Annotated in this window: 20 protein-coding genes; 15 read left to right on the top strand and 5 right to left on the bottom strand. The window is 30.3% G+C overall.

The genetic code is table 11. The annotated features are described in order from the left end of the window. Positions 1 to 906 (bottom strand): AEC family transporter, encoded by a 906-nt coding sequence (locus tag ACNI28_RS06995; RefSeq protein WP_419766454.1) that lies wholly within the window; start codon positions 904 to 906, stop codon positions 1 to 3. A 79-nt stretch (positions 907 to 985) separates the two neighbouring features. Beyond that, complete coding sequence (locus ACNI28_RS06990) at positions 986 to 2,566, bottom strand: inorganic phosphate transporter (RefSeq protein ID WP_419763555.1); 1,581 nt, start codon at positions 2,564 to 2,566, stop codon at positions 986 to 988. Between the two features lie 243 nt (positions 2,567 to 2,809). On the opposite strand from ACNI28_RS06990, the gene ACNI28_RS06985 reads away from it, so the two are divergent. Continuing rightward, positions 2,810 to 3,031 (top strand): hypothetical protein, encoded by a 222-nt coding sequence (locus ACNI28_RS06985; protein WP_419763554.1) that lies wholly within the window; start codon positions 2,810 to 2,812, stop codon positions 3,029 to 3,031. On the opposite strand, the gene ACNI28_RS06980 is transcribed toward ACNI28_RS06985, so the two are convergent. From ACNI28_RS06980 to accB, 3 genes are all read right to left on the bottom strand, one after another. Continuing rightward, a complete protein-coding gene (locus ACNI28_RS06980; RefSeq protein WP_419763553.1) occupies positions 3,028 to 4,479 on the bottom strand; it encodes a DEAD/DEAH box helicase in 1,452 nt (483 codons plus the stop codon). The two genes, ACNI28_RS06985 and ACNI28_RS06980, sit on opposite strands and share 4 nt — an antisense overlap. A gap of 194 nt (positions 4,480 to 4,673) precedes the next feature. Next, on the bottom strand, positions 4,674 to 6,026 hold the full coding sequence (locus ACNI28_RS06975) for an acetyl-CoA carboxylase biotin carboxylase subunit (RefSeq protein ID WP_419763552.1): 1,353 nt from the start codon (positions 6,024 to 6,026) through the stop codon (positions 4,674 to 4,676). A gap of 12 nt (positions 6,027 to 6,038) precedes the next feature. After that, on the bottom strand, positions 6,039 to 6,506 hold the full coding sequence (gene accB / locus ACNI28_RS06970; protein WP_419763551.1) for an acetyl-CoA carboxylase biotin carboxyl carrier protein: 468 nt from the start codon (positions 6,504 to 6,506) through the stop codon (positions 6,039 to 6,041). A gap of 192 nt (positions 6,507 to 6,698) precedes the next feature. Between accB and ACNI28_RS06965 the strand changes: the two genes are divergently transcribed. The 14 genes from ACNI28_RS06965 (at position 6,699) to ACNI28_RS06900 (ending at position 22,831) form a co-directional block, all read left to right on the top strand. Continuing rightward, positions 6,699 to 7,133 (top strand): deoxycytidylate deaminase, encoded by a 435-nt coding sequence (locus tag ACNI28_RS06965; protein ID WP_419763550.1) that lies wholly within the window; start codon positions 6,699 to 6,701, stop codon positions 7,131 to 7,133. Then, the gene (locus ACNI28_RS06960; RefSeq protein WP_419763549.1) at positions 7,134 to 7,703 is read left to right on the top strand and encodes a class I SAM-dependent methyltransferase; all 570 of its coding nucleotides are present in this window, start codon (positions 7,134 to 7,136) and stop codon (positions 7,701 to 7,703) included. It begins immediately after the preceding gene. Positions 7,704 to 7,762: 59 nt separating this feature from the next. After that, positions 7,763 to 8,506 (top strand): (Fe-S)-binding protein, encoded by a 744-nt coding sequence (locus ACNI28_RS06955; RefSeq protein ID WP_419763548.1) that lies wholly within the window; start codon positions 7,763 to 7,765, stop codon positions 8,504 to 8,506. After that, positions 8,503 to 9,867 (top strand): lactate utilization protein B, encoded by a 1,365-nt coding sequence (locus ACNI28_RS06950; protein ID WP_419763547.1) that lies wholly within the window; start codon positions 8,503 to 8,505, stop codon positions 9,865 to 9,867. Before ACNI28_RS06955 ends, ACNI28_RS06950 begins: the two co-directional genes overlap by 4 nt. Beyond that, on the top strand, positions 9,867 to 10,451 hold the full coding sequence (locus ACNI28_RS06945; protein ID WP_419763546.1) for a LutC/YkgG family protein: 585 nt from the start codon (positions 9,867 to 9,869) through the stop codon (positions 10,449 to 10,451). The genes ACNI28_RS06950 and ACNI28_RS06945 overlap by 1 nt, the downstream gene beginning before the upstream one ends. A gap of 17 nt (positions 10,452 to 10,468) precedes the next feature. Further along, a complete protein-coding gene (locus ACNI28_RS06940) occupies positions 10,469 to 12,664 on the top strand; it encodes a sensor histidine kinase (protein WP_419763545.1) in 2,196 nt (731 codons plus the stop codon). Positions 12,665 to 12,666: 2 nt separating this feature from the next. Next, entirely contained in the window at positions 12,667 to 13,308 is a 642-nt protein-coding gene (locus ACNI28_RS06935) for a response regulator transcription factor (RefSeq protein ID WP_419763544.1), read from the top strand. Between the two features lie 95 nt (positions 13,309 to 13,403). After that, positions 13,404 to 14,477: a TRAP transporter substrate-binding protein gene (locus ACNI28_RS06930; protein ID WP_419763543.1), complete on the top strand. Its 1,074-nt coding sequence runs from the start codon at positions 13,404 to 13,406 to the stop codon at positions 14,475 to 14,477. A gap of 109 nt (positions 14,478 to 14,586) precedes the next feature. After that, the gene (locus ACNI28_RS06925; RefSeq protein WP_419763542.1) at positions 14,587 to 15,195 is read left to right on the top strand and encodes a TRAP transporter small permease subunit; all 609 of its coding nucleotides are present in this window, start codon (positions 14,587 to 14,589) and stop codon (positions 15,193 to 15,195) included. Further along, positions 15,192 to 16,565 (top strand): TRAP transporter large permease, encoded by a 1,374-nt coding sequence (locus tag ACNI28_RS06920; protein WP_419763541.1) that lies wholly within the window; start codon positions 15,192 to 15,194, stop codon positions 16,563 to 16,565. Before ACNI28_RS06925 ends, ACNI28_RS06920 begins: the two co-directional genes overlap by 4 nt. 175 nt (positions 16,566 to 16,740) lie before the next feature. Continuing rightward, on the top strand, positions 16,741 to 19,572 hold the full coding sequence (locus tag ACNI28_RS06915) for an FAD-binding and (Fe-S)-binding domain-containing protein (RefSeq protein WP_419763540.1): 2,832 nt from the start codon (positions 16,741 to 16,743) through the stop codon (positions 19,570 to 19,572). Positions 19,573 to 19,648: 76 nt separating this feature from the next. After that, positions 19,649 to 20,500: a peptidylprolyl isomerase gene (locus ACNI28_RS06910; RefSeq protein WP_419763539.1), complete on the top strand. Its 852-nt coding sequence runs from the start codon at positions 19,649 to 19,651 to the stop codon at positions 20,498 to 20,500. A gap of 9 nt (positions 20,501 to 20,509) precedes the next feature. Further along, on the top strand, positions 20,510 to 21,934 hold the full coding sequence (gatB, locus tag ACNI28_RS06905; RefSeq protein ID WP_419763538.1) for an Asp-tRNA(Asn)/Glu-tRNA(Gln) amidotransferase subunit GatB: 1,425 nt from the start codon (positions 20,510 to 20,512) through the stop codon (positions 21,932 to 21,934). Next, positions 21,935 to 22,831, top strand: a complete 897-nt coding sequence (locus tag ACNI28_RS06900) for an NAD(P)H-dependent glycerol-3-phosphate dehydrogenase (protein ID WP_419763537.1) — start codon at positions 21,935 to 21,937, stop codon at positions 22,829 to 22,831.

Genomic DNA, 22,831 nt, shown 5'->3' with positions numbered 1-22,831 from the left:
TTAAAGCCCAAAAAACATATTTATACAAACTATATAGACGTACATTAAAAATATAAATATAAAAGAACTAATTAGAACAGAAAAGGTTGTATCAACAGGCTTGCATTTATATAAAGATGCAATATTTACATTATTTACAGCAAGTGGTACAAAAAGTTCCATAAAGATTATTGCTCCAACAAAAACTGGCAACTCAAAAAATAAAATAACAAATAAACCAACTACTGGCAATACTAAATGCTTAAACAATGAAATATTAAGTGCCAAATTCCAGTTTGCACTTCTGATTTTAACTTGAGACATAAAAATACCAAAAATAACTAGTTGCATAACAATCGCTGTATATGCACCCATTGTAAATACTTTTTCAAAATCATCATTCATTTGAAAATCAAAGTAATTAAATAATAGGGCAAAAAAAGCAAACCAGATAGCAGGTATTTTAAAAATTTCTTTTAATGAATTAGCAAAATTAAATTTTTTGCCAGCGAAAAAATATACTGAAAAAATGTAAATATAGAATACATTTGCAATATTTAAAGCAGAGGTAAAAGGAACACTTTCTAGTCCAAAAAGAGCTATTCCTAGTGGGATACCAAGGTTTCCTGTATTTCCCACCAATGATGAAGCCATAAATATAGATTTATCTTGTACCTCATTTTTAAATGCTCTTAATGAATACAAATATGCAATCCCCAAAACAATAAAAATAGCAATAAAATAGACAATAGGGGAGATAAGAAGTTCAAAACTTAATGGAGCCCTAGTCAAACCCCAGAAAATCAAAATAGGTTGTAAAAAATATAAATTCAGTAAAACAATTGTTCTTTCATTTACTTCATCATGAAAAGTTCTTTTAAAAACAAACCCTATAATAATAAATAAATAAATTGTAGCAACTGAGATTAAAGCTTCGATAGGATATTCCTAATGATAATTTTTGAAATATTATCATAAGGTATATTAAGAAAGAAAAATTATGCCACTAAAGCATAATTCCTCTAATCATAAAAAATATTGCAGCAGATAAAAATGCAGCAGCAGGAACAGTAATGATCCATGCAGCAACGATTTTCTTAACAGCATCTCTTTTAACATATTTAATACGTTTTGCAGATTTAAGTTCTTTTTTTTCTAACCTTACTTTTTCATCTTTTTCATCAATTAAATTATATAATTCCACAATTCTTTTATAGTCAGATTTAGATTTAGATTCAGTTGCAGTAATATCTGAAAGTTCATTTTGATATTTGTCTAACTCTTTTTTATCTTTTTTAAATTTATCTCTAATATCTTTTAAAAACTTCTCTTCAGATGAATCTAACCACTCTCTTAAAAATCCAACACCAAATACACCACCAACTGCAATATGAGTAGAAGAGACAGGAAGTCCAAGCTGAGAAGCAATAATAACAGTAATAGCAGCAGCCATAGCTATCGAGAAAGCTCTAACTTGATCTAGCTCAGTAATCTCTGATCCAACAGTTTTGATAAGCCTAGGGCCGTATAAAGCAAGCCCAATTGCAATACCTACTGCACCAACAGCCATAACCCAAAATGGAATTCCAACTTTTGATGAAATAGCAGCATTTGTAACTGCATCATTAATAGCAGCTAAAGGACCAATTGCATTTGCAACATCATTTGCACCATGTGCAAATGATAGAAGAGCAGCAGCAAATATTAAAGGAATGTTAAATAGAGTATTAACATCTTTTCTACTGCTAGTTAGTTTATCAGCTTTTTTAGCAATCATAGGTTTAATAAAGAAATAAAGAATAATAGCAATAATTAGACCTGCAAGAGCAGCAGTTAAAAAATTAACTTTAATAAGGTGCTTAATACCTTTTAAAATAATATATGTAGAAAATGCCCAAGTCATAAAGCCAATCAATAAAGGTACAAACTTTTTGGCTGATTCAATTTTTTCTTCTTTAAACATAATATTCTTTTTAATAAAATATAAAAAGGAGGCAGCAATAAGTCCACCTAATACTGGAGAGATCACCCAAGAAGCAGCGATTTTTCCCATAGTTGACCATGAAACAATTGCAAATCCAGCAGCTGCTATACCAGCTCCCATAACACCACCTACAATAGAGTGAGTCGTTGAAACAGGTGCTCCAATTGAAGTTGCAAAGTTTAGCCATAATGCAGCTGATAATAAAGCAGCAGCCATTGCCCATACAAATATTTGAGGATCAGAAATTAAAGCAGGATCAATAATTCCTTTTTTGATAGTTTTAACAACATCTCCCCCTGCAATAAATGCACCAGCTGCTTCAAATATAGCTGCAATGACTATTGCCCACATTAAAGTCATCGCTTTAGCACCAACTGCAGGACCTACATTATTCGCAACGTCATTTGCACCTATATTTATTGCCATATAGGCACCAAAAACTGCACCAATAATCAAAAAGCTATTATTTGGTAAAGACTCATGTGAAGCATAACTCCACAAAAATACAATCACTAAAAATAATAATACTAATGATAGTTTTGCAAATCCTGGTAGAGATTTATCCCGTGCTTCATCCATACTTTTTATCGTGTTAAAATCCAAAATACACCTTTGTAACTGTTTTGTAATTTTTTAAGTGTAGGATATTAGCCACATTTAATTTATATAATTCTTAATAAAAGCTTAAACTTTTATACTCTTTAGTAGTAAAATATAATAAAACTCTATAACTTATTCCATCAAAATTCCAAAATTTGTATTATAATTCTTTAATAAAGATAAATTTAAGCTCTTTTTAAATTTTAATATATATAATAGTAATAATTTATAGAGAAAGGAAAGAATATGTCTATTAGAATATTAACAGAAAATGAATTTCCTGATGTATCTAAAGTGAAAAATAGATTTGATATATTTAGAGTTATAGATATGAAAACAGGAAAACTTGAGATTGTAGAGTTTTTTGGAAAAGATGGAGTGTTTAGAGGTATTGGAAAAAATACACGAGAAGCATTTAAAAAAGCCAAAAAAGTAGCTAAGAAATACTACAAAGAAGAAAGAGATTAATCTCTTCTTCCTCTTCCACCACTTCTATTTCGGTTTCGATTTCCACCGCCACCATTTCTATTTCGGTTTCCACCTCGGTATCCACCACGACCTCTACCTCTAGAGTCACCGCCCTTATCATCTTTTAATCTTTCAAAAAGTTTTTTAATATCAATTTCTGATTTACCAATATAGTTATTACCTTTTACAAAAGTTGAATCTGATAAAATTGAAGCTAATTTAAATGCAATAGTTGATAAATCAAACTCTTCTTTTAAACTCTCAACAATAGCAATTCCAGAATCAAAAACTTTTTGTTCAGAAATCTTACTTCTTAAAGTAGTTGTTTTTTTCTCTTTAACTGAATCAATATTTGGAACAACTTTTGCTTCCATCTTTCCACCAGTTACATGTTGAATCTTTTGAATCATTCTAAACTCATGAGGAGTAACAATTGAAATAGCAACACCCTCTTTCCCCGCTCTTCCTGTTCTTCCGATTCTATGTACATAAGATTCTGAATCAAATGGTAAATGATAATTAAATACGTGAGATACATCATTTACATCTAGTCCTCTTGCAGCAACATCTGTAGCAATAAGAACATCTAATGTACCTTTTTTAAAAGATCTAATTACTTCTTCTCTTTGTCTTTGCTCCATATCTCCATGAAGTCCCTTAGCCATATGTCCTTGAGAAACTAAAAAAGTCGATAGTCTATCAACCTCTTTTTTTGTTCTACAAAAAATAATTGATTTGTCAGGGCTTTTAAAATCATAAAGTCTAATCAGTGCATCATCTCTCTCATATTCATCCACTACATAAAAGCTTTGCGTAATTTTAGAGTTAGTCATTTCTGCTTTTGTAACAGTGATAAACTCAGGCTCTTTTAGAATATTTTGTGCAAGTTTTTTAATTGCTGGAGGCATTGTTGCTGAGAAAAGTAATGTTTGTCTCTCTTTTGGTAAGAAAGTAAAGATCTCTTTAATATCATCTAAAAATCCCATATCTAGCATCTCATCAGCTTCATCTAAAACTACAAAAGATGGTTTGATATCAATCTTTTTACCTTTTAATAAATCAATCAATCTACCTGGTGTTGCAACTATAATTGATGCTCTATCAATATTTCTTAACTGCATATTATATGATTGTCCACCATAAACAGTTGCTGTATTCATTCCTGAATTTTTACCAAATCTAAATAATTCATCAGATACTTGCATTGCAAGTTCTCTTGTTGGAACAATAACTACAGCTTCAACGCCAGAACCACCCTTCATCATATTTATCATTGGAAGACCAAATGCTGCTGTTTTTCCAGTTCCTGTTTGTGCTTGACCAACCATATCTTTTCCTGATAAAACTACAGGAATAGCATCTTTTTGGATTGGACTAGGTTCTTTAAACCCCGCATCATCAATTGATTTTTGTAAATTTGCTTTAAAATTAAAGTCTTTAAAAGTCATGTGTTACCTTTGTGTATTTTATATACACGTATATATTTAAAACTAAAAGTTTAAAACTTGATAAAACAGTTTAGTTATAAAAGTGTACAGTAACTAAATGAGTGAGTAATAAGTATATATTTGTGTATATTTGCCGGATTATACATAAAAATGTATTAGTTTAAGCTTTAACAAAAGAGTTTTATGCTCTTTTGTTAAATGTCACCTAAACCTTTATAGTTTTCTAGGTATTTGGTATCGTAGTTATTTGAGATAAAATCTTTATTTCCCATCATTTTGATATGAAAAGGAATTGTTGTTCTTATTCCATAAACTTCAAACTCATTTAAAGCTCTTTTCATAATATTGATAGCTTTTTCTCTATCTCTTCCCCAAACAATAAGTTTTCCAATCATAGAATCATAATAAGGAGGGACAACATAGTTTGTATATATATGAGAATCAACTCTTACATTTCTTCCACCAGGAACCATCCATTGTGTTATTTTTCCAGGACTTGGTAAAAATGTATTTGGATCTTCAGCTGTAATTCTACACTCTATAGCATGACCTCTAAATTTGATTTTATCTTGAGGAGGAAGAACATCTCCCTCTGCAACTTTAATCATAAGTTCAACAATATCAATTCCAGATACCATTTCTGAAACGGGATGCTCAACTTGAAGTCTAGTATTCATTTCCATAAAATAGATATTTTGTTTATCATCTGCTAAAAATTCAAAAGTTCCAGCACCTTCATACTCTAAGTACTTAGTAGCTTTCACAGCAACATCATGAAGCTTGGCTCTTGTTTCATCATTTAATAAAATTGCAGGTGATTCTTCTATAACTTTTTGATGTCTTCTTTGTAAAGAACAATCTCTCTCACCAATATGTATAGCATTTCCATGAGAGTCACCTACAACTTGAACTTCAATATGTCTTGGATTATTGATAAATCTCTCTAAATACATAGTACCATCACCAAAAGCCGCTAGTGCTTCACTTGAAGCTGCAGTGAAAAGTTGATCAAACTTATCTTCTGATTCAATAAGTCTCATTCCTCTTCCACCACCACCAGCAGATGCTTTTGCCATGATTGGGTAACCAATTTCTCGAGCTACAGTTCTACCTTGTTCTACACTATGAACAGCACCTTCAGAACCAGGAACAACAGGAACACCTGCTCTTATCATCTCTTCTTTTGCTTTTGACTTATCAGCCATCTTTTCCATAACTTCAACAGATGGACCAATAAATTTAATATTATGTAATCTACAAATTTCTACAAAATCTTGATTTTCAGATAAAAATCCATATCCTGGGAAAATTGCATCACAACCTGTCATTTCAGCAGCAGTGATAATTGCAGGAATATTTAAATAAGACTCATTGGACCTAGCACCACCTATGCAAACAGCTTCATCAGCATGTTTTAAATATGATGCTTCTTTATCTCCTGCACTATAAACTGCAACTGATTTTTTACCCATCTCTCTAATAGTTCGAACTGCTCTTTGAACAATTTCACCCCTATTAGCTATTAAGATTTTTTTTATTTCTGCCATTTTTTATCTTTCTTATAATTTTTCTACAACAAAAAGTGGCATATCGTATTCAACTGGACTAGAATCTTCAACTAATATCTTAACAATCTTACAATCAAATTCTGCCTCAACCTCATTCATTATTTTCATAGCTTCTAAAATACATAATGCTTGTCCAGCTTTTACAGTATCTCCTACTTTTACAAATGCTGCTGATTCAGGAGATGGTGAAGCATAAAAAGTTCCAATCATTGGAGAGTTAATTGTATCACCACTAACAGCAGAAGGTGCAGCCGTTTCTGTAGCAGGTGCAGCTACAGGTGTTGGTGCTGCAGGTGCTGATTGAATAGTTTGAGCAACAGGTGCTGATTGTGAGACAACTGTTCCACCATCAAAACCTGTTTGCATACTAATTTCAAACTCACTATCTTTGATTTTTAATTTATTTAAGTCACTTTTATCAAAAACTCTAATTAATTCTTTTATATCTTTAAATTCCATCTCTAGCCTTTTTTTTGAAAATTTTAAGGTATAATACACAAATAACTATAAAAATGTCATAAATCAAAAATTAATAAAAATTAACAATTTTTGGCATAATTTATACATTTTTAACAAAATTTACAAAAAAATAGTTAATTTTGAGCAAAAATTGAAGATTTTAAGAGATATGAAAAAAGTCTAGGATAAAGAATGATAAGTGATAAAAATTTTATAAATATTGCAAATGAAATAGCTAGTGCTTCAAAATGTGTATCAAAACAAGTGGGTGCAGTTATCGTAAAAGATGGAAGAATTTTATCTACTGGATATAACGGAACACCAGCTGGATTTAAAAACTGTAATGATTATTGGGGTGGAGAATATACAAAAGATCACCATGATTGGTCAAAAACCTACGAAATACACGCAGAAATGAATGCAATAATTTGGGCAGCAAGAAGAGGTATAAGTATAGAAGGTGCAACAATTTATGTTACATTAGAGCCTTGTAGTGAATGTTCAAAAAACTTAATAGCAGCAGGAATTGCAAGAATTGTTTTCCAAAGAGCTTATGAGCATACAGACTCAGATATTGTTTCTACATTTTTAAAAGAAAACAAAGTAATAATAGAACAAATAGATTAAATGGCTCAAAAAGACAACACTACTTTTTATAAAAAATCTATAAAAAAATATGGAATAAGTGCAAAAGGGGTACATTGGAACTCTGAATTCACTCAATATATGAGATTTGAGATACTTACTCAATTTATTAAAGAAGATATTAAAAACTCTTCTGTAATTGATGCAGGTTGCGGATTTGGGGAATATTATAATTATCTATTTGATAATAATTTAAAACCAAAATCATATACAGGAATAGATTGTGAAAAACAGATGATAGAACTAGCTAGCAAAAGGTTTTTAGATACTAATTTTCACATTAAAAATATCCTATATGATGAATTAGAAAGTGCAGACTATTATATATGTAGTGGTGCTTTAAATATTTTAGATAAATATGAAATTTTTCAATTTATAAACAAATGCTTTAATGCTTCTAAAAAAGGTTTCATATTTAACTTTTTAAAAAATGACCCCTTAACAAAAGTAAAGATTGAAGATGTCTTATCTTATTGTAAGACTTTAACAAAAAATCTAAAAATAGAAGAAAATTATTTAGAAAATGATGTCTCAATATACTTAAAAAACTAAAATATCATAAATATCTCATACTTAAAATATAAAATAAGCTCATCAAAAGAGGAGTTTTTATGAGAATAGGACTATTTATACCTTGCTTTATGAATGAGCTTTACCCTGAAGCCTCAATGGCAACACTAAAGCTTTTAGAAAAATTGAATTTTAATGTTGAATATCCCTTGGAACAGACTTGCTGTGGACAACCTATGGCAAACTCAGGTTGTAGCCAAGATATAGAAAAACTAGCACACAGATTTGTAAATACTTTTAAAGATTATGATTATGTGGTTGCACCTAGCGGTTCTTGTGTGACTATGGTAAAAGAGCATTATGAGCCTTTTTTTAATGATAATAAAGATTACAACAAAATCAAAACATCAATATATGAAATTACAGAGTTTTTACATGATATTGCAAAAATTGATAAAATAGACTCTACATTTAATTTTAAAGTTGGGGTTCATAACTCATGTCATGGACATAGAGTTTTAAAACTTGGAAGTGCAAGTGAGCTTAATATAACACCATTTAACAAATTAAAAAATCTATTATCTCTTGTTGAAGGAATAGAAATAGTTAAATTAAACAGAGATGATGAGTGTTGTGGTTTTGGTGGTACTTTTTGTGTAACAGAAGAAGCAATATCAGTTGCCATGGGAAAAGATAGAATAAAAGACCACATGGATTCAAATGTAGAAGTTATGACAGGAGCAGATATGTCATGTCTAATGCACATGCAGGGAATAATAAATAGAGATAAAAATCCAATTAAAGTTATGCATATAAGTGAGATACTTTTAGGAGAAACATCATGAGTCACCCAAAAGAAGCAGCAAAATTTGTAGCCAATGACGAAAGAATGCATTGGCATGATAAGGCATTATGGTTTGTAAGAGAAAAAAGAGATGTTGCAAGTAAAGGTATTCCAGAATGGGAAAAACTAAGAGAATATGCAAATAGTATAAAAACTCATACTATGCACAAGCTTGATTATTATTTAGAAGAGTTTGAAAAAAATGCCATAAAAAAAGGTATAAAAGTTCATTGGGCAAAAGATGCCCAAGAGCATAATAAAATAGTACATGAGATTTTATCTTCTAAAAACGTTACAAAACTTGTAAAATCTAAATCAATGCTAACAGAAGAGTGTCACTTAAACCCTTACTTAGAAAATAGAGGAATAGAAGTTATTGATACAGATTTAGGTGAAAGAATTGTTCAACTAAGAAATGAGCCACCTTCTCACATAGTATTACCTGCCATTCATTTAAAAAAATCTGATGTAAGTGATACTTTCCATGAGCATTTAGGTACTGAAAAAGGAAATGATGATCCGACTTATTTAACACGTGCTGCACGTGCTAGTTTAAGAGAAGATTTTCTAAGTGCACAAGCAGGACTTACTGGAGTAAACTTTGCTATAAGTGAAACAGGTGGAGTAGTTGTTTGTACAAATGAAGGAAATGCAGATATGGGAGCAAGTGTTCCTAAACTTCATATTGCTTCAATGGGAATAGAAAAAATCATTCCAAGACTTAAAGATTTATCTGTATTTACAAGACTATTAGCAAGAAGTGCAACTGGTCAAGCTATTACTTCTTACACTTCACATTTTCATGCGCCAATTGAAGGTGGAGAGATGCATATTGTAATAGTGGATAATAAAAGAACTCCATTTTTAGCTGATGAGACTTATCAAAAAGCACTTAATTGTATTAGATGTGGTGCTTGTATGAATACTTGTCCAATATATAGAAGAAGTGGAGGACACTCTTATAAATATGTTATTCCTGGACCTATTGGTTCTACATTAGGAGCATTTAGAAATGCAAAAGAGCATAAGTCTTTACCTTTTGCGTGTACACTTTGTTCTTCATGTACTAATGTATGTCCTGTAAAAATTGATTTAGATTCTCAACTTTATGCCCATAGACAAGATATGGCTAAAAAACATTTAATAGAGACTAAAAAAGCAATGGCTATGAAAATAACATCTTGGGTTATGGATCATCCAAGAATATTTACTCTTGGTGGGAAAATTATGAGAAAAATAATCCCAATGCTACCCGATTCAATTATCTACTCAAAAACAAATGTTTGGGGAAAACAAAGAGATATTCCAAAGATGCCAAAGAACTCTTTCAAAGAGTTATATAAACAAAGAAAGGATTCATAATGTCAAGTAAAGAAGAGATATTAAATGCTATTAAATCAAATAATGTAGTAAAAGATGCAATCCTTCCTGAGTATGATGATTTTGGAATAACTTTTGAAAACAAGCTAGAGAAGTTTACAGAAGTGATTAAAACAGTAGGTGGAGACTCAATAGTTACTACAAAAGATAAATTGGATGAAACAATTAATAATCTATATGATGACTTAACAATTATTTATTCAAATGTAGATTACTGTTCATTGAGCAATTTTGATGCAAACAAAGAAGATGATGCCCACCATTTAAAAGATATAGATTTGGCAATTGTAAAAGGAAACTTTGCTGTTGCTGAAAATGGTGCAGTTTGGTTAAAAGATGAAAATAACAGACACAGAAGTCTTTATTTTATAGCTCAAAATATCATTATAGTCGTAAATAAAAATGATATTGTAAACAATATGCACGAAGCATATTCAAAAATAGAGTTTGAAGATAGTGGCTATGGAGTATTTGTTTCTGGTCCTTCAAAAACTGCTGATATAGAACAATCACTTGTAATAGGAGCTCATGGTCCAAAGTCTGGATATATTATTTTTGTAGAATAATGATATAATCAAGCATTATGAAGAAATTTTTATTACTCTATTTTATTATCTTTATTACATTATCTAACGCACAAGATAATAATAAAGAAGTCTTACTCCTCCACTCTTACCACAAAGGGTATAAGTGGAGCGATGATATCTCAAAAGCAATTGAAGATAAATTTGCATCTCACCAAAATATCGAACTCACTACTATGTACATGGATACAAAAAGAATTCTTGACCCAATTTATTTAGATAAGTTAGCAAATTTATATAAAGAACAACTCTCAAATAGAAAATTTGACTTAGTCATTGCAAGCGATAATAATGCCTTTGAATTTGTCATAAGATATCATGAATATCTATTTAAAGATATCCCCGTTCTTTTTTGCGGAATCAATAATTTTGACAAAGCTTTGTTAGATGAAAATAATATGAGAAATCACACCTCTGGAGTAGTTGAACAAGTTGATTTAGAAAATAATTTTAGATTAATTAGAAGTTTGCATCCAAAAATGAAGAATTTAATCATTATAAATGATAAATCAAAAACAGGACATGCTATAAAAAGAGATTTACGTCCAATAATTAAAAAATATAAAGACACGTTAAATATAGAATATATTGACCAACTTGACATTGAGAACCTAAAAAATAAAGTTAAACATTTGGATAAAAATGATGTAATGCTTTTCTTACTACTATTTAAAGATACAACAGGAAAATATTTCACTTATAAAAGAGGATTTAAACAAATAAGAGACGTAAGTAAAAATCCTATTTATGGATTATGGGATTTTTATTTAAATTATGGGATTGTTGGAGGTTTACTAACCTCTGCAACAGCACAAGGAAATAGTGTTGCAAATATGGCGCTACAAGTTTTAAATGGTAAAGATATAAAAGAGATACCCATATTAGAAAAATCTCCCAATAGGTATATATTTGATTATAATGAATTAAAAAGATTTGATATATCCATAGAGGACGTAGTAGAAAATTATGAAATAATCAATGAACCAAACTCTGTATATAGACAACACACGAAGTTTGTAGTTATTTCTATTCTTATCATTTTTATTCTTAGTGTTATGGTTGTAACAATGAAGGCAAATATTCAAAGAAGGAAAAAACTTGAAAATGACCTCTCCAATCAACTAAAATTTGAAAAAGTTTTACTAGATACTATTCCAAACGCAATCTATTATAAAAATAGAGACGGTAAATTTATAGCTTGTAATTTGGCCTTTGCAAAACTTTTTAATGTCACAAAAAAAGAAGTTATTGGAAAAACAGCTTTTGACTTCTTTCCAAAAGATATTGCTAAGAAAAATGTTGCAATAGATGCAAAAATATTAAAAGAGCAGATAACTGATACTTCAGAAATAGCTCTACACTTCTCTAACTTGCAAATGAAATATTTCATTTTAAATAAAGCGGCATATGAAAATATAGATGGAGAAATAGGTGGTATTGTTTGTATAATGGATAATATTACTGAAAGAGTTCAACAAAAACAATTCTTAATTCAACAATCAAAATTAGCAGAAATGGGAGATATGGTTGCAGCTATTGCCCATCAATGGAATGAACCATTAGTTGAATTATCAGCCTTAGTTCAAGATATACAAACCTCACATATGCTTGAAGAGTTACAAACCCAAGATGTAGAGAGTTTTGTAAAAAACTCCATGGTTCAAATTCAATATATGTCACAAACATTAAGTGATTTTAGAAACTTTTTAAAACCCTCAACAACAAAAATTGAGTTCTCTATAAAACAATCTTTTAATGATATTTTAGAAATTGTAAGTAAGCAACTCTTTTATTGCAATATAAAAGTTGAGATAAACTACCAAGAAAACTTTGATGATTTTATTATATTTGGATATAAAAATGAGTTTAAACAAGTCTTATTAAACCTAATAAACAATGCAAAAAATAAAATTGTAGAAAAAAGGTTAGAAAACAAGAGTAAGATTACAGTTAATGTTTATAAAAATAGTAGCTATAATACTATAGAGATAATTGACAATGCTGGTGAAATAGATGAAACAATAATTCACTCTATTTTTGATCCTTACTTCACAACAAAAGAAGAGGGAACAGGAATAGGGCTTTATATGGCAAAAGTAATTATTGAAGATAAAATGCAAGGGCAAATTTTTGTAAAAAATAATGAAAACAATGTAGTTTTTACTATAAAAATTCCCATAAATAAAAAGGTTTGATTATGAAAATTTTACTATTAGAAGATAATGAGAAACTAAATCAGACCATAAGTAAGAGGCTTGGATTAAAAGGATATAGAGTTGATTCTTTTAATGATGGGAAAAAAGCTTATGACGCACTAAGTAATGGATACAACTGCTTTTTGCTAGATATAAATGTTCCAAATGTTGATGGCATAAAAATATTAAAAAAAATCAGAGAATATAATGAAGAGGTGCCAGTTATAATTATTAGTTCTACAGTTGAACTTGATATTATAAAAGAGTCTTATGATTTTGGTTGTAATGATTATTTGAAAAAACCTTTTTTTATAGATGAACTAGAGATAAAAATTGAAAAACTTTGTAAAATCACAAATGATATTATAGAGTTTGACAAAGATTGTTTTTTTGATTTTAAATCATCTTTATTAAAAATAGATAATCAAGAGATACGACTTACAAAAAAAGAGAGACTACTCATAAATCTATTTTTAACTAAAAAAAATGCAGTAATTTCCTATGCTACTATAGAAAACTACGTATGGGAAGGTAACTTTGTCTCTTTGGAGTCAATAAGAAGCCTAATAAGAAGAGTTAGAAAAATCTTAATTAAAGAGTATATTCAAACTGTAGTTGATACAGGATATATATTTAAAATCTAAAATTAAACATAATTTTTACATATATAATAAAAATATCATTCCATTATCATATTTGCAAGTTACAATTTAAATGAACAAATAAAAAAGGAGAATATATGAATATGTTTGGTAAAACAACTAAACTTCTTGTAGCATCTGCATTGCTTGCAGGTCTAAGTACTGCTTCAATGGCTGCTGAAAAAGTATATAAATGGAAGTTGGCAACAACTTGGGGACCTACTTTATCACCATTTATTGATGCACCGCAAAATATGGCTAAATTAGTAGAAAAAATGTCTAACGGAAGATTACTTATTAGAGTGGATGCTTCTAATAAGCATAAAGCTGCATTAGGTATTTTAGATATGGTTAAAGGTGGTCAATATGATATGGGTCACTCTGCATCATATTACTGGAAAGGTAAAGACATAAATACTATGCCTTTTACAACTATGCCTTTTGGTATGACTGCTCCTGAGCAATATGCATGGTTCTACTACGGTGGTGGAATGGAACTTATGAAAAAAGCTTATTCTAAACATAAAGTACTATCTTTCCCTGGTGGAAACACAGGAAACCAAATGGGTGGATGGTTTAGAAAAGAGATTAACTCTGTTGATGACTTAAAAGGTCTTAAAATGAGAATTCCAGGTTTTGCTGGAGAAGTTATGGCAAGATTAGGTCTTACAGTTACAAATATCGCATCTGGTGAGTTATATACATCACTAGAAAGAGGTACAATTGATGCATTAGAATGGGTTGGGCCAGGAATGGATATCAACATGGGATTCAATAAAATTGCACCTTATTACTATACAGGTTGGCATGAGCCAGGTACTGAATTACAATTCTTAGTTAATGAAAGAAAATTCAAAAAGTTACCAGCTGATTTACAACAAATCTTAGTTACTGCTATGAGAGTTAGTGCATATGATATGTATATCCAAAATTATCACATGAGTGCTAATGCTTGGTCAAAAATTGAAAAAGATTATCCAAATATCAAAATCAAAACTTTTCCAAAATCAGTTATGGATGCTATGAAAAAAGCTAATAAAGAGTTGTTAGTTGAGAAAACTAAAGGTCAACCTTTATTAAAAGAGATTTTAGATTCACAAGCTGCTTATCAAAAGAAAGCTAGAGAATGGACTAAAATGTCTGACTACTTATACTTAAAAGATAACTTATAAGATAGGTTTTTAATCCCCTTTTAGGGGATTAATTAGTTTGTATGAATTATATAAATATACTTTTAAAGTATGTTTATCTGACTTATTTGAAAACCCCAAAGGAATTTTAATGTTGTTAAAACTAGAAAAAGCTTTTGATAGATTTGCTGATTTTATCGGAAGTATTACTGCTATTGCTATGGTTCTTATGATTTTAAACGTATTTTATGATGTAATCATGAGATATTTTTTTAAATCTGGAAGTATTGCTATGCAAGAAATGGAGTGGCATCTATTTTCTGTAATTATACTTTTAGGTATTGCTTATACTCTAAAAGAAGATGGTCATGTTCGAGTTGACCTTATTTACGATAGATTAAATCAAAAGAAAAAATCTATGATTAATATGATTGGTGTAGTTATATTCATCTTACCAATTGCATTTTTAGTAGGTATATCTTCAATTGACAATGCCTATGAAGCATTTTTATCTATGGAACAAAGTGGTGATCCAGGTGGCTTACCGCATAGATGGATTGTAAAAGCACTAATTCCATTATCATTTTTACTTTTAGTTATCACATCAATTGGATATTTTATTAAAAATTTAAATGTCTATAAAGGTATTCATCCTTCTTGTGATTATAATTTAAAAGGTGAAATAGAAAACTTAAAAAAAGAGTTAGAACAACATAAACATCATGTTGTTGATATTGATGAAAAAGGAGAATCAAAATGATTGGTATAATTATGTTTTTTACAGCACTTTTCATGCTGTTAATTGGTTTTCCCGTTGCCTTTACTTTTGCTGCTGTTTCAGTATTTTTTGGAATGATTGCAGGTATTGTGGAAGTTATGTCTTATATGGAACTAAGTCAAGGATTAATACCAATTATTACAGAAGGTCTGTATGAAGGTGTATTAATGTTTGATTATATGCCTTTTAGAATTTATTCAATTCAACAAAATACAATTCTTATGGCAATTCCTATGTTTATATTCATGGGTATTGTTTTACAAAAAACTGGTCTTGCAGAAAAACTATTAGAATCTATGGGCTTCTTATTTGGAGAGATTAGAGGTGGAGTTGCTATCTCTACTGTTCTAGTTGGTGCGCTTTTAGCTGCTTCAACTGGTGTAGTTGGGGCTTCTGTTGTTGCTATGGGTGTTATATCACTTCCTGTAATGATGAAATATAAATATAGTGTACCATTAGCTACAGGAACTATTTGTGCCTCGGGAACACTAGGGCAAATTATCCCTCCGTCTATTGTACTTATTATCCTAGGAGATGTATTTCAAGTTCCTGTTGGGGATTTATTTGCTTCAGCCGTTGGACCAGGACTTGCACTAGTTGGTGCTTATATATTATTTATATTAGTTGTTTCATATTTTAATAAAGATATGGCACCAGCAATTCCAGCTGATGCAAGTAGAGGTAATAAAAAACAACAAGTTAAAAAAGCTCTAATTGATATTGTTCCATCTTTAACACTTATTGTATTGGTTTTAGGTTCAATTTTTGCAGGGATAGCAACTCCTACTGAATCAGCAGCAGTTGGTTGTTTAGGTGCAATTGGATTAGCATTACTTTATAAAACATTCTCTACAGGAATGGTTAAAGAAGCAGCACTAGAATCAGTAAAAATCACATCTATGGTATTTGGTATTTTAATTGGAGCAACAGCATTTTCTATGGTATTTTCATATACAGGTGGAGAAGAGATAGTTGAACACTTTATGCTTAATCTTCCTGGTGATGAAAAATGGGGATTCATTCTATTTACAATGTTAGCAATACTAGTTTTAGGTTTCTTTATCGACTTTATAGAAATCTCATATATCATTGTTCCTATTTTAATTCCTGTTTCACAAACACTTGGAATTGACCCTGTTTGGTTTGCGATTTTAATTGCTATGAATTTACAAACATCATTTTTGACCCCACCATTTGGATTCTCCCTTTTCTATCTAAAAGGGTGTGCGCCAGCTAGTGTTAGGACAACTCAGATTTACAAAGGTGTTTTACCTTTTATTGCTATACAAGTTATAATCTTAGCAATAGTTGCATTCTATCCAGAATTCTTTGGAATGACTATTACTAACTAAATAAAAAGAAGAGTATTATGTTACAATTTTTAAAATTATTATTAAATATTATTTTAAAACAAAGTGACATAATGAACTCTTTTATAAATGACCCACAACAAAGAATTTATACTGTACCTCGCCTTGAATAAATTATTTTTTTTAATTAACAAAAAAAAATTAAAAAGGATTTAGAATGTTAGAAGGAAACTACCAAGAATTTTTAGAAACTATCTCTGCAAGAATTGAAAAAAATCAAATTTTCACAGATAAACTTCATACTTTAGTATATGGAACAGATGCCTCTTTTTATAGATTGCTACCTAAGATTGTTATAAAAGCAGACAATTCAGATGAAGTACAATTTATCATAAAAGAAGCCTACAAAAGAAAACTACCTATTACATTTAGAGCAGCAGGTACATCTCTTTCAGGTCAAGCAATTAGTGACTCTATTTTACTAATTACTTCAAGAAAATTTACCAATTTTAAACTAGCAGATGATAAAAGTTATATAAGTCTAGAGCCTGCACTTACAGGTGAACAAGCAAATAATATATTAAAAGAGTTTAACAAAAAGATAGGTCCAGACCCAGCTAGTATAAACGCAGCTATGATAGGTGGAATTGCAGCAAACAATGCCTCAGGAATGTGCTGTGGGATATCACAAAACTCATATAAAACACTAAAGTCAATAAAACTTATAATGGCTGATGGGACAAAACTAGATACAGCTTCTGAGAAGTCTAAAAAAAGATTTAGACACCAACATAAAGAGTTTTTAGCCAACTTAAAAGAGTTAGCAAGTAAGACAAGCCATGATAAAGAATTAAAAGCTTTAATTGAAAGAAAATTCAAGATAAAAAATACCTGTGGATACTCTTTAAATGCTCTTATTGATTATGAAGATGAATTTGATATTTTATCTCACTTAATCATTGGGAGTGAAGGTACTTTAGCATTTATTGAAGAGGTGACTTACAACACTGTTGAAGATTATCCAAATAAAGCTAGTACTTTAATATTTTTTGAAAATATAGAAGATGCTTGTAATGCAGTATCTAAAATGAAACTAGCAAAAGATGATAAAAAAATAGTTGTTGATGCGGTTGAGCTTATGGATAACAAAGCTTTAAAATCAGTTCAAGATAAAGATGGAATGCCAGAGTATCTAAAAGATTTTGATAATAAAGTAACCGCTTTATTAGTAGAAACAAGAGCAAATCTAAAAAAAGATTTAAAAACACAAACAAAAGATATAGAAAATACTTTAAGTGAATTTAAAACAGTAAGACCTATAAAGTTTACTACAAAAGTAGAAGAGTACACACTTTTTTGGAAAATAAGAAAAGGACTTTTCCCAGCTGTTGGAGCAATACGAAAAATAGGAACAACTGTAATAATTGAAGATGTTGCTTATCCAATAGAATCATTAGCCCAAGCTACACTTGAACTTCAAAACTTATTTGAAAAACACGGTTACAATGAAGCACTTATTTTTGGACATGCCCTAGAGGGAAATTTCCACTTTGTATTTACACAAGACTTCAATGATGAAAAAGAGATAAAAAGATACGACGAGTTTATGAATGATGTTACAAATTCCGTAGCTGTCAAATATCAAGGAAGTCTAAAAGCAGAGCATGGGACAGGTAGAAATATGGCTGCGTTTATAGAGCTAGAGTGGGGGAAAGTTGCTTTTGATATGATGGAAAATATTAAGAACCTTTTCGATCCAACAGGTATTTTAAATCCTGGTGTAATTATCAACCATGACAAACAAGCCCACCTTAAAGACCTAAAACCACTACCTGCAACCAATGATTTAGTTGATACTTGTATTGAATGTGGATTTTGTGAACCAATGTGTCCATCAAATGCCATTACATTTACACCAAGACATAGAATAGTTGCAAATAGAGAGATTAGTAGACTTGAGTCAATAGGTGAGCAAAAAGAGGCCGAAGAACTAAAAGAGGCATATGTTTATGATGGTTTAGAGACTTGTGCAACTTGTAGTTTATGTTCAACAGCTTGTCCTGTGGGGATTGATACAGGAGCTTTAACAAAATATTTAAGACATGAAAGAATAACTCCTACCCAAGATAAGATTGCAACTTTTATTGCAAATAATTTTGCTACAACATTAAGTGGGATGAGAGTGGGTCTAAAAAGTGCAAACTTTGTACACTCATTAATTGGAAGTTCATTAATGACAGGAATTACAAGTAATTCTAGAAAACTATTAGGAACTCCCAAATGGAGTGCAACACTTCCTAGTGGATTGAGCATAAATAAAAGATTTTCAAATAAAGCTAGTGAGAAAAAAATAGTATATTTCCCTTCATGTATTAGTAGAACCATGGGACAAAGTAGTTTTTCACAAGAAGAAAAAAGTCTATATGATACAACAATAGAGGTTTTACAAAAAGCTGGTTTTGAAATCATCTTACCAAAAGCACTTGAAGAGTTATGTTGTGGTATGCCTTTTTCTTCAAAAGGTTTCACAAAACAAGCAGAGCAAAAATCAACTCAGCTAGAAAAAGCCTTAATAGAAGTTAGTAATAATGGAGAGTATCCAATACTTTGTGATACAAGTCCATGTACGAAAAAGATGCATGAAAGCTTTATAAGTGATATTAAGATTTATGAGCCTATTGAGTTTTGTTTAGATTATGTGGTAAATGAATTAGAGTTTACTAAAATAGATGAACCCATAACTATCCACTCAACTTGTAGTTCAAGAAAAATGGGACTACATGAAAAGTTTATAACTCTGGCAAAACTGTGTGCAAATGAAGTAATAGTTCCAGCTGATGTAAAATGTTGTGGTTTTGCAGGGGATAGAGGGTTTAATTTTCCTGAATTAAACAAATCTGCACTTAGCAGTTTAAAACAGCAAACAGCAGGTGCAAAATTAGCATTTTCCACATCTAAAACTTGTGAAATAGGATTGAGTGAAGAATCAGAACTTGATTATAACTCTATTTTATATCTAGTAAATAGATGTAGCTCTTCTAAGATTTAAAAAACAAAACTTTCGTCAAACAAATATTTTACCAACTTTGTGGTAGAATATTTGCTTTATAAAAAAGGATTAAATGATGAAAGATAAGAATATCCAACTTTTTGCCAAAAGAGTTCTATTGACTTTATTAGCAACATTCACTATTTCAAATGCAGAAATTATTAATGGTCTAGCACTAACTGTAAATGATGAACCAATTACGATAAGTGATATCAATGAAAAAATGGCCGAAACAAAACTTAAAAAAATGGATGCAGTTGGCTTATTAGTTGATGAAATTCTATATACTCAAGAATTAGAAAAGCAAGGTATTAGTGTAGATATATTTGAATTAAATAACTACCTAGAAAAAATAGCTGCATCAAATGGTATGGATTTATATGCCTTTAAATCAATCATAAGACAAAAGAATAAAAACTATGATGAGTTTGAAGCTCAAACTAAAAAAGAACTTTTAAAAAGAAAACTAATAGATAAATTAGTACGTGGAAACCTAGTAATTGCCACAGAAGAAGATTTGAAAATTTACTATAACAATAATCAAAATATGTTCACAGCAGCTTCAGCAATTGAGGTAACACAATATGCTTCTAAAAATAAAAGAGCCTTAATAACAATAGCACAAAATCCAATGGCAGTATTTAAAGATGTTGTTAAAAAAGATTTTACTTTAGAGCAAGATAAATTAAACCCACAACTAAAATTTCTTCTAAATGATACTAAAAATGGAACTTTTACTCCTATTTTTACAGCTGATAAAAACTTTGTAATGTTTTATGTAAAAAACAAAATCGGAGTTACAACTTTGAAATTTGAAGATGTGAAAAGTAAAATTTTCAATACTCTTATGAGTGAAAGAGAACAAAAATTCTTAAAAGAGTATTTTGAAAAATTAAAATTAACTGCTGATATAAAAATAATAAGATAAAGGAATTAGATGTTTGAAGTAGTAATAGGTCTTGAGGTACATGTACAGTTAAACACAAATAGTAAACTTTTTTGTTCATGTGCAACTAGTTTTGGAGAAGAACCAAACACAAATGTATGTCCTACATGCCTAGGTCTTCCAGGAGCACTTCCTGTACTAAATAAAGAAGCTGTTCATAAAGCAATTATGTTAGGGACTGCATTAAAATCAAAGATTAATCAAAAATCAATATTTAATAGAAAAAATTACTTCTATCCTGATTTACCATCTGGTTACCAAATCTCTCAATTTGAAGTTCCTGTTGTAGGACTTGGAGAATTAATTATTGATTTTGATGATGGAAGCCAAAAGACTATTGGTGTTACAAGAGCTCATTTAGAAAATGATGCAGGTAAAAACATCCATGCAGGAGATGTTTCTCATGTGGATTTAAATAGAGCTGGAACGCCTCTACTTGAAATAGTAAGTGAACCAGATATGAGAACTGCACAAGAGGCAATTTTATATCTTAAAAAACTTCACTCAATAGTTAGATATCTTGGAATTAGTGATGCTAATATGCAAGAAGGGTCTTTTAGATGTGATGTTAATATATCTATTAGACCAAAGGGCGATACTAACCTTTACACAAGATGTGAAATAAAAAATATGAACTCATTTAAGTTTATTGAAAAAGCTATTGCTTATGAAGTAAATAGACATATTGAAGCATGGGAAGATGGTATTCACTCAAGTGAGATTGTACAGGAAACAAGACTTTTTGACCCTGAAAAAGGTGAAACAAGATCTATGAGAGGGAAAGAGGATGCTGCTGATTATAGATATTTTCCAGACCCAGACTTAAGACCTGTAATTATCACAGATGAAATGCTGGAAAAATATTCACAAATCCCTGAACTTCCAGATGAGAAAAAAGCTAGATTTGTAAAAGATTATCAAATTAAAGATTATGATGCAAGTGTAATTACAAGCCAACTTGAAATGGCTCACTTTTTTGAAGAGATGTTAGAAGAGCAAATCAGTGGTAAAAATGCAGTTACATGGCTAACTGTAGAACTGCAAGGAAGATTAAAAGAGGGAGTTACTTTAGAGACTTCACCAGTTCAAGCTAAAAAACTTGCAACTATTGTAAAGGCTATTGAAGAGAATACTATCTCAGGAAAAGCAGCAAAAGAAGTACTTGACTACCTAATGGAAAATGAAGCAAGTGTTGATGAAGTTATTGAAAAACTTGGATTAAAACAAGTTTCTGATGATGGAGCACTTTTTGCAATAATTGATGAAATTCTGGCAAATAATCCAGAAAAGGTTGCAGAATATAAAGCAGGGAAAGAAAAATTATTGGCATTTTTTGTGGGACAAACTATGAAAGCTTCTAAAGGAAGTGCAAACCCTCAAAAAGTAAATGAACTTTTAAAACAAAGATTAGCATAAATGAAAAAGAAATCTATTGCAGTTATAGGTGCTGGTAAATGGGGACAAGCACTTCATTTTGCCCTTAGCCTAAAACAAGAGGTATATATAACTTCAAGAACAACAAAAGATATAAAAAACTTTGTTGACTTAAAAACTACAATGGATTGTGAATATTTAATAATAGCAATTCCAGCCCAAGAGATAAAAAAGTGGCTAAAAGAAAACTTTGTTTATAAAGGTCAAAAAATACTTGTAGCCTCAAAGGGTATTGAAGCCTCAAGTGGAAAGTTTCTAAATGAGATTTATGAAGAGTTTGTTCCCAATAAACACATAGGTTTTATCTCTGGACCTTCCTTTGCAGCAGAAGTAATAAAAGCATTACCAGCAGCAATTGTAATAAACTCCAAATCAAAAAAACTATACAAAGAGTTTAGTCACTTTTTTCCAGACTATTTAAAAACATACTACTCAAAAGATGTAATAGGTGCAGAAGTTGCAGGGGCATATAAAAATGTCTTAGCAATTGCAAGTGGTATTTGTGATGGCTTAAATCTAGGAAACAATGCAAGAGCTTCTTTGATATCTAGGGGTTTAGTAGAGATGGAAAGATTTGCAAAAGTATTTGGGGCAAAGAAGTCTACTTTTTTAGGTCTAAGTGGAGCAGGGGATCTATTTTTAACAGCTAGTTCAACAATGAGTAGAAACTATAGAGTTGGTCTTGGCTTAGCAAAAGAGAAAAGCTTAGATGCGATTTTAGAAGAGCTTGGAGAAGTGGCAGAAGGTGTAAAAACAGCTGAAGCAATACATAGATTATCATTAGAAAACAATATTTATGCTCCCATTGCCAATGAAGTAAAAAAGATACTTGATGGTAAAAGTCCTATTGATAGCCTAAAGGACTTATTGAAAAGTTAA

Source organism: Arcobacter denitrificans (SeqCode) (assembly GCF_048571185.1).
GTDB classification, from domain to species: Bacteria; Campylobacterota; Campylobacteria; order Campylobacterales; family Arcobacteraceae; genus Arcobacter; species Arcobacter denitrificans.
Note: the sequence above shows the minus strand (reverse complement) of the source record. Positions and strands in the feature narration are given on the sequence as shown.

Excerpts from the sequence above, each read along its gene's own strand:
- accB (WP_419763551.1), bottom strand. The coding sequence starts at position 6,506 with ATGGAATTTAAAGATATAAAAGAATTAATTAGAGTTTTTGATAAAAGT.
- ACNI28_RS06925 (WP_419763542.1), top strand. The coding sequence starts at position 14,587 with ATGTTGTTAAAACTAGAAAAAGCTTTTGATAGATTTGCTGATTTTATC.
- ACNI28_RS06965 (WP_419763550.1), top strand. The coding sequence starts at position 6,699 with ATGATAAGTGATAAAAATTTTATAAATATTGCAAATGAAATAGCTAGT.
- ACNI28_RS06975 (WP_419763552.1), bottom strand. The coding sequence starts at position 6,026 with ATGGCAGAAATAAAAAAAATCTTAATAGCTAATAGGGGTGAAATTGTT.
- ACNI28_RS06980 (WP_419763553.1), bottom strand. The coding sequence starts at position 4,479 with ATGACTTTTAAAGACTTTAATTTTAAAGCAAATTTACAAAAATCAATT.
- ACNI28_RS06940 (WP_419763545.1), top strand. The coding sequence starts at position 10,469 with ATGAAGAAATTTTTATTACTCTATTTTATTATCTTTATTACATTATCT.
- gatB (WP_419763538.1), top strand. The coding sequence starts at position 20,510 with ATGTTTGAAGTAGTAATAGGTCTTGAGGTACATGTACAGTTAAACACA.
- ACNI28_RS06900 (WP_419763537.1), top strand. The coding sequence starts at position 21,935 with ATGAAAAAGAAATCTATTGCAGTTATAGGTGCTGGTAAATGGGGACAA.
- ACNI28_RS06930 (WP_419763543.1), top strand. The coding sequence starts at position 13,404 with ATGAATATGTTTGGTAAAACAACTAAACTTCTTGTAGCATCTGCATTG.
- ACNI28_RS06955 (WP_419763548.1), top strand. The coding sequence starts at position 7,763 with ATGAGAATAGGACTATTTATACCTTGCTTTATGAATGAGCTTTACCCT.
- ACNI28_RS06910 (WP_419763539.1), top strand. The coding sequence starts at position 19,649 with ATGAAAGATAAGAATATCCAACTTTTTGCCAAAAGAGTTCTATTGACT.
- ACNI28_RS06915 (WP_419763540.1), top strand. The coding sequence starts at position 16,741 with ATGTTAGAAGGAAACTACCAAGAATTTTTAGAAACTATCTCTGCAAGA.
- ACNI28_RS06950 (WP_419763547.1), top strand. The coding sequence starts at position 8,503 with ATGAGTCACCCAAAAGAAGCAGCAAAATTTGTAGCCAATGACGAAAGA.
- ACNI28_RS06960 (WP_419763549.1), top strand. The coding sequence starts at position 7,134 with ATGGCTCAAAAAGACAACACTACTTTTTATAAAAAATCTATAAAAAAA.
- ACNI28_RS06985 (WP_419763554.1), top strand. The coding sequence starts at position 2,810 with ATGTCTATTAGAATATTAACAGAAAATGAATTTCCTGATGTATCTAAA.
- ACNI28_RS06935 (WP_419763544.1), top strand. The coding sequence starts at position 12,667 with ATGAAAATTTTACTATTAGAAGATAATGAGAAACTAAATCAGACCATA.
- ACNI28_RS06920 (WP_419763541.1), top strand. The coding sequence starts at position 15,192 with ATGATTGGTATAATTATGTTTTTTACAGCACTTTTCATGCTGTTAATT.
- ACNI28_RS06945 (WP_419763546.1), top strand. The coding sequence starts at position 9,867 with ATGTCAAGTAAAGAAGAGATATTAAATGCTATTAAATCAAATAATGTA.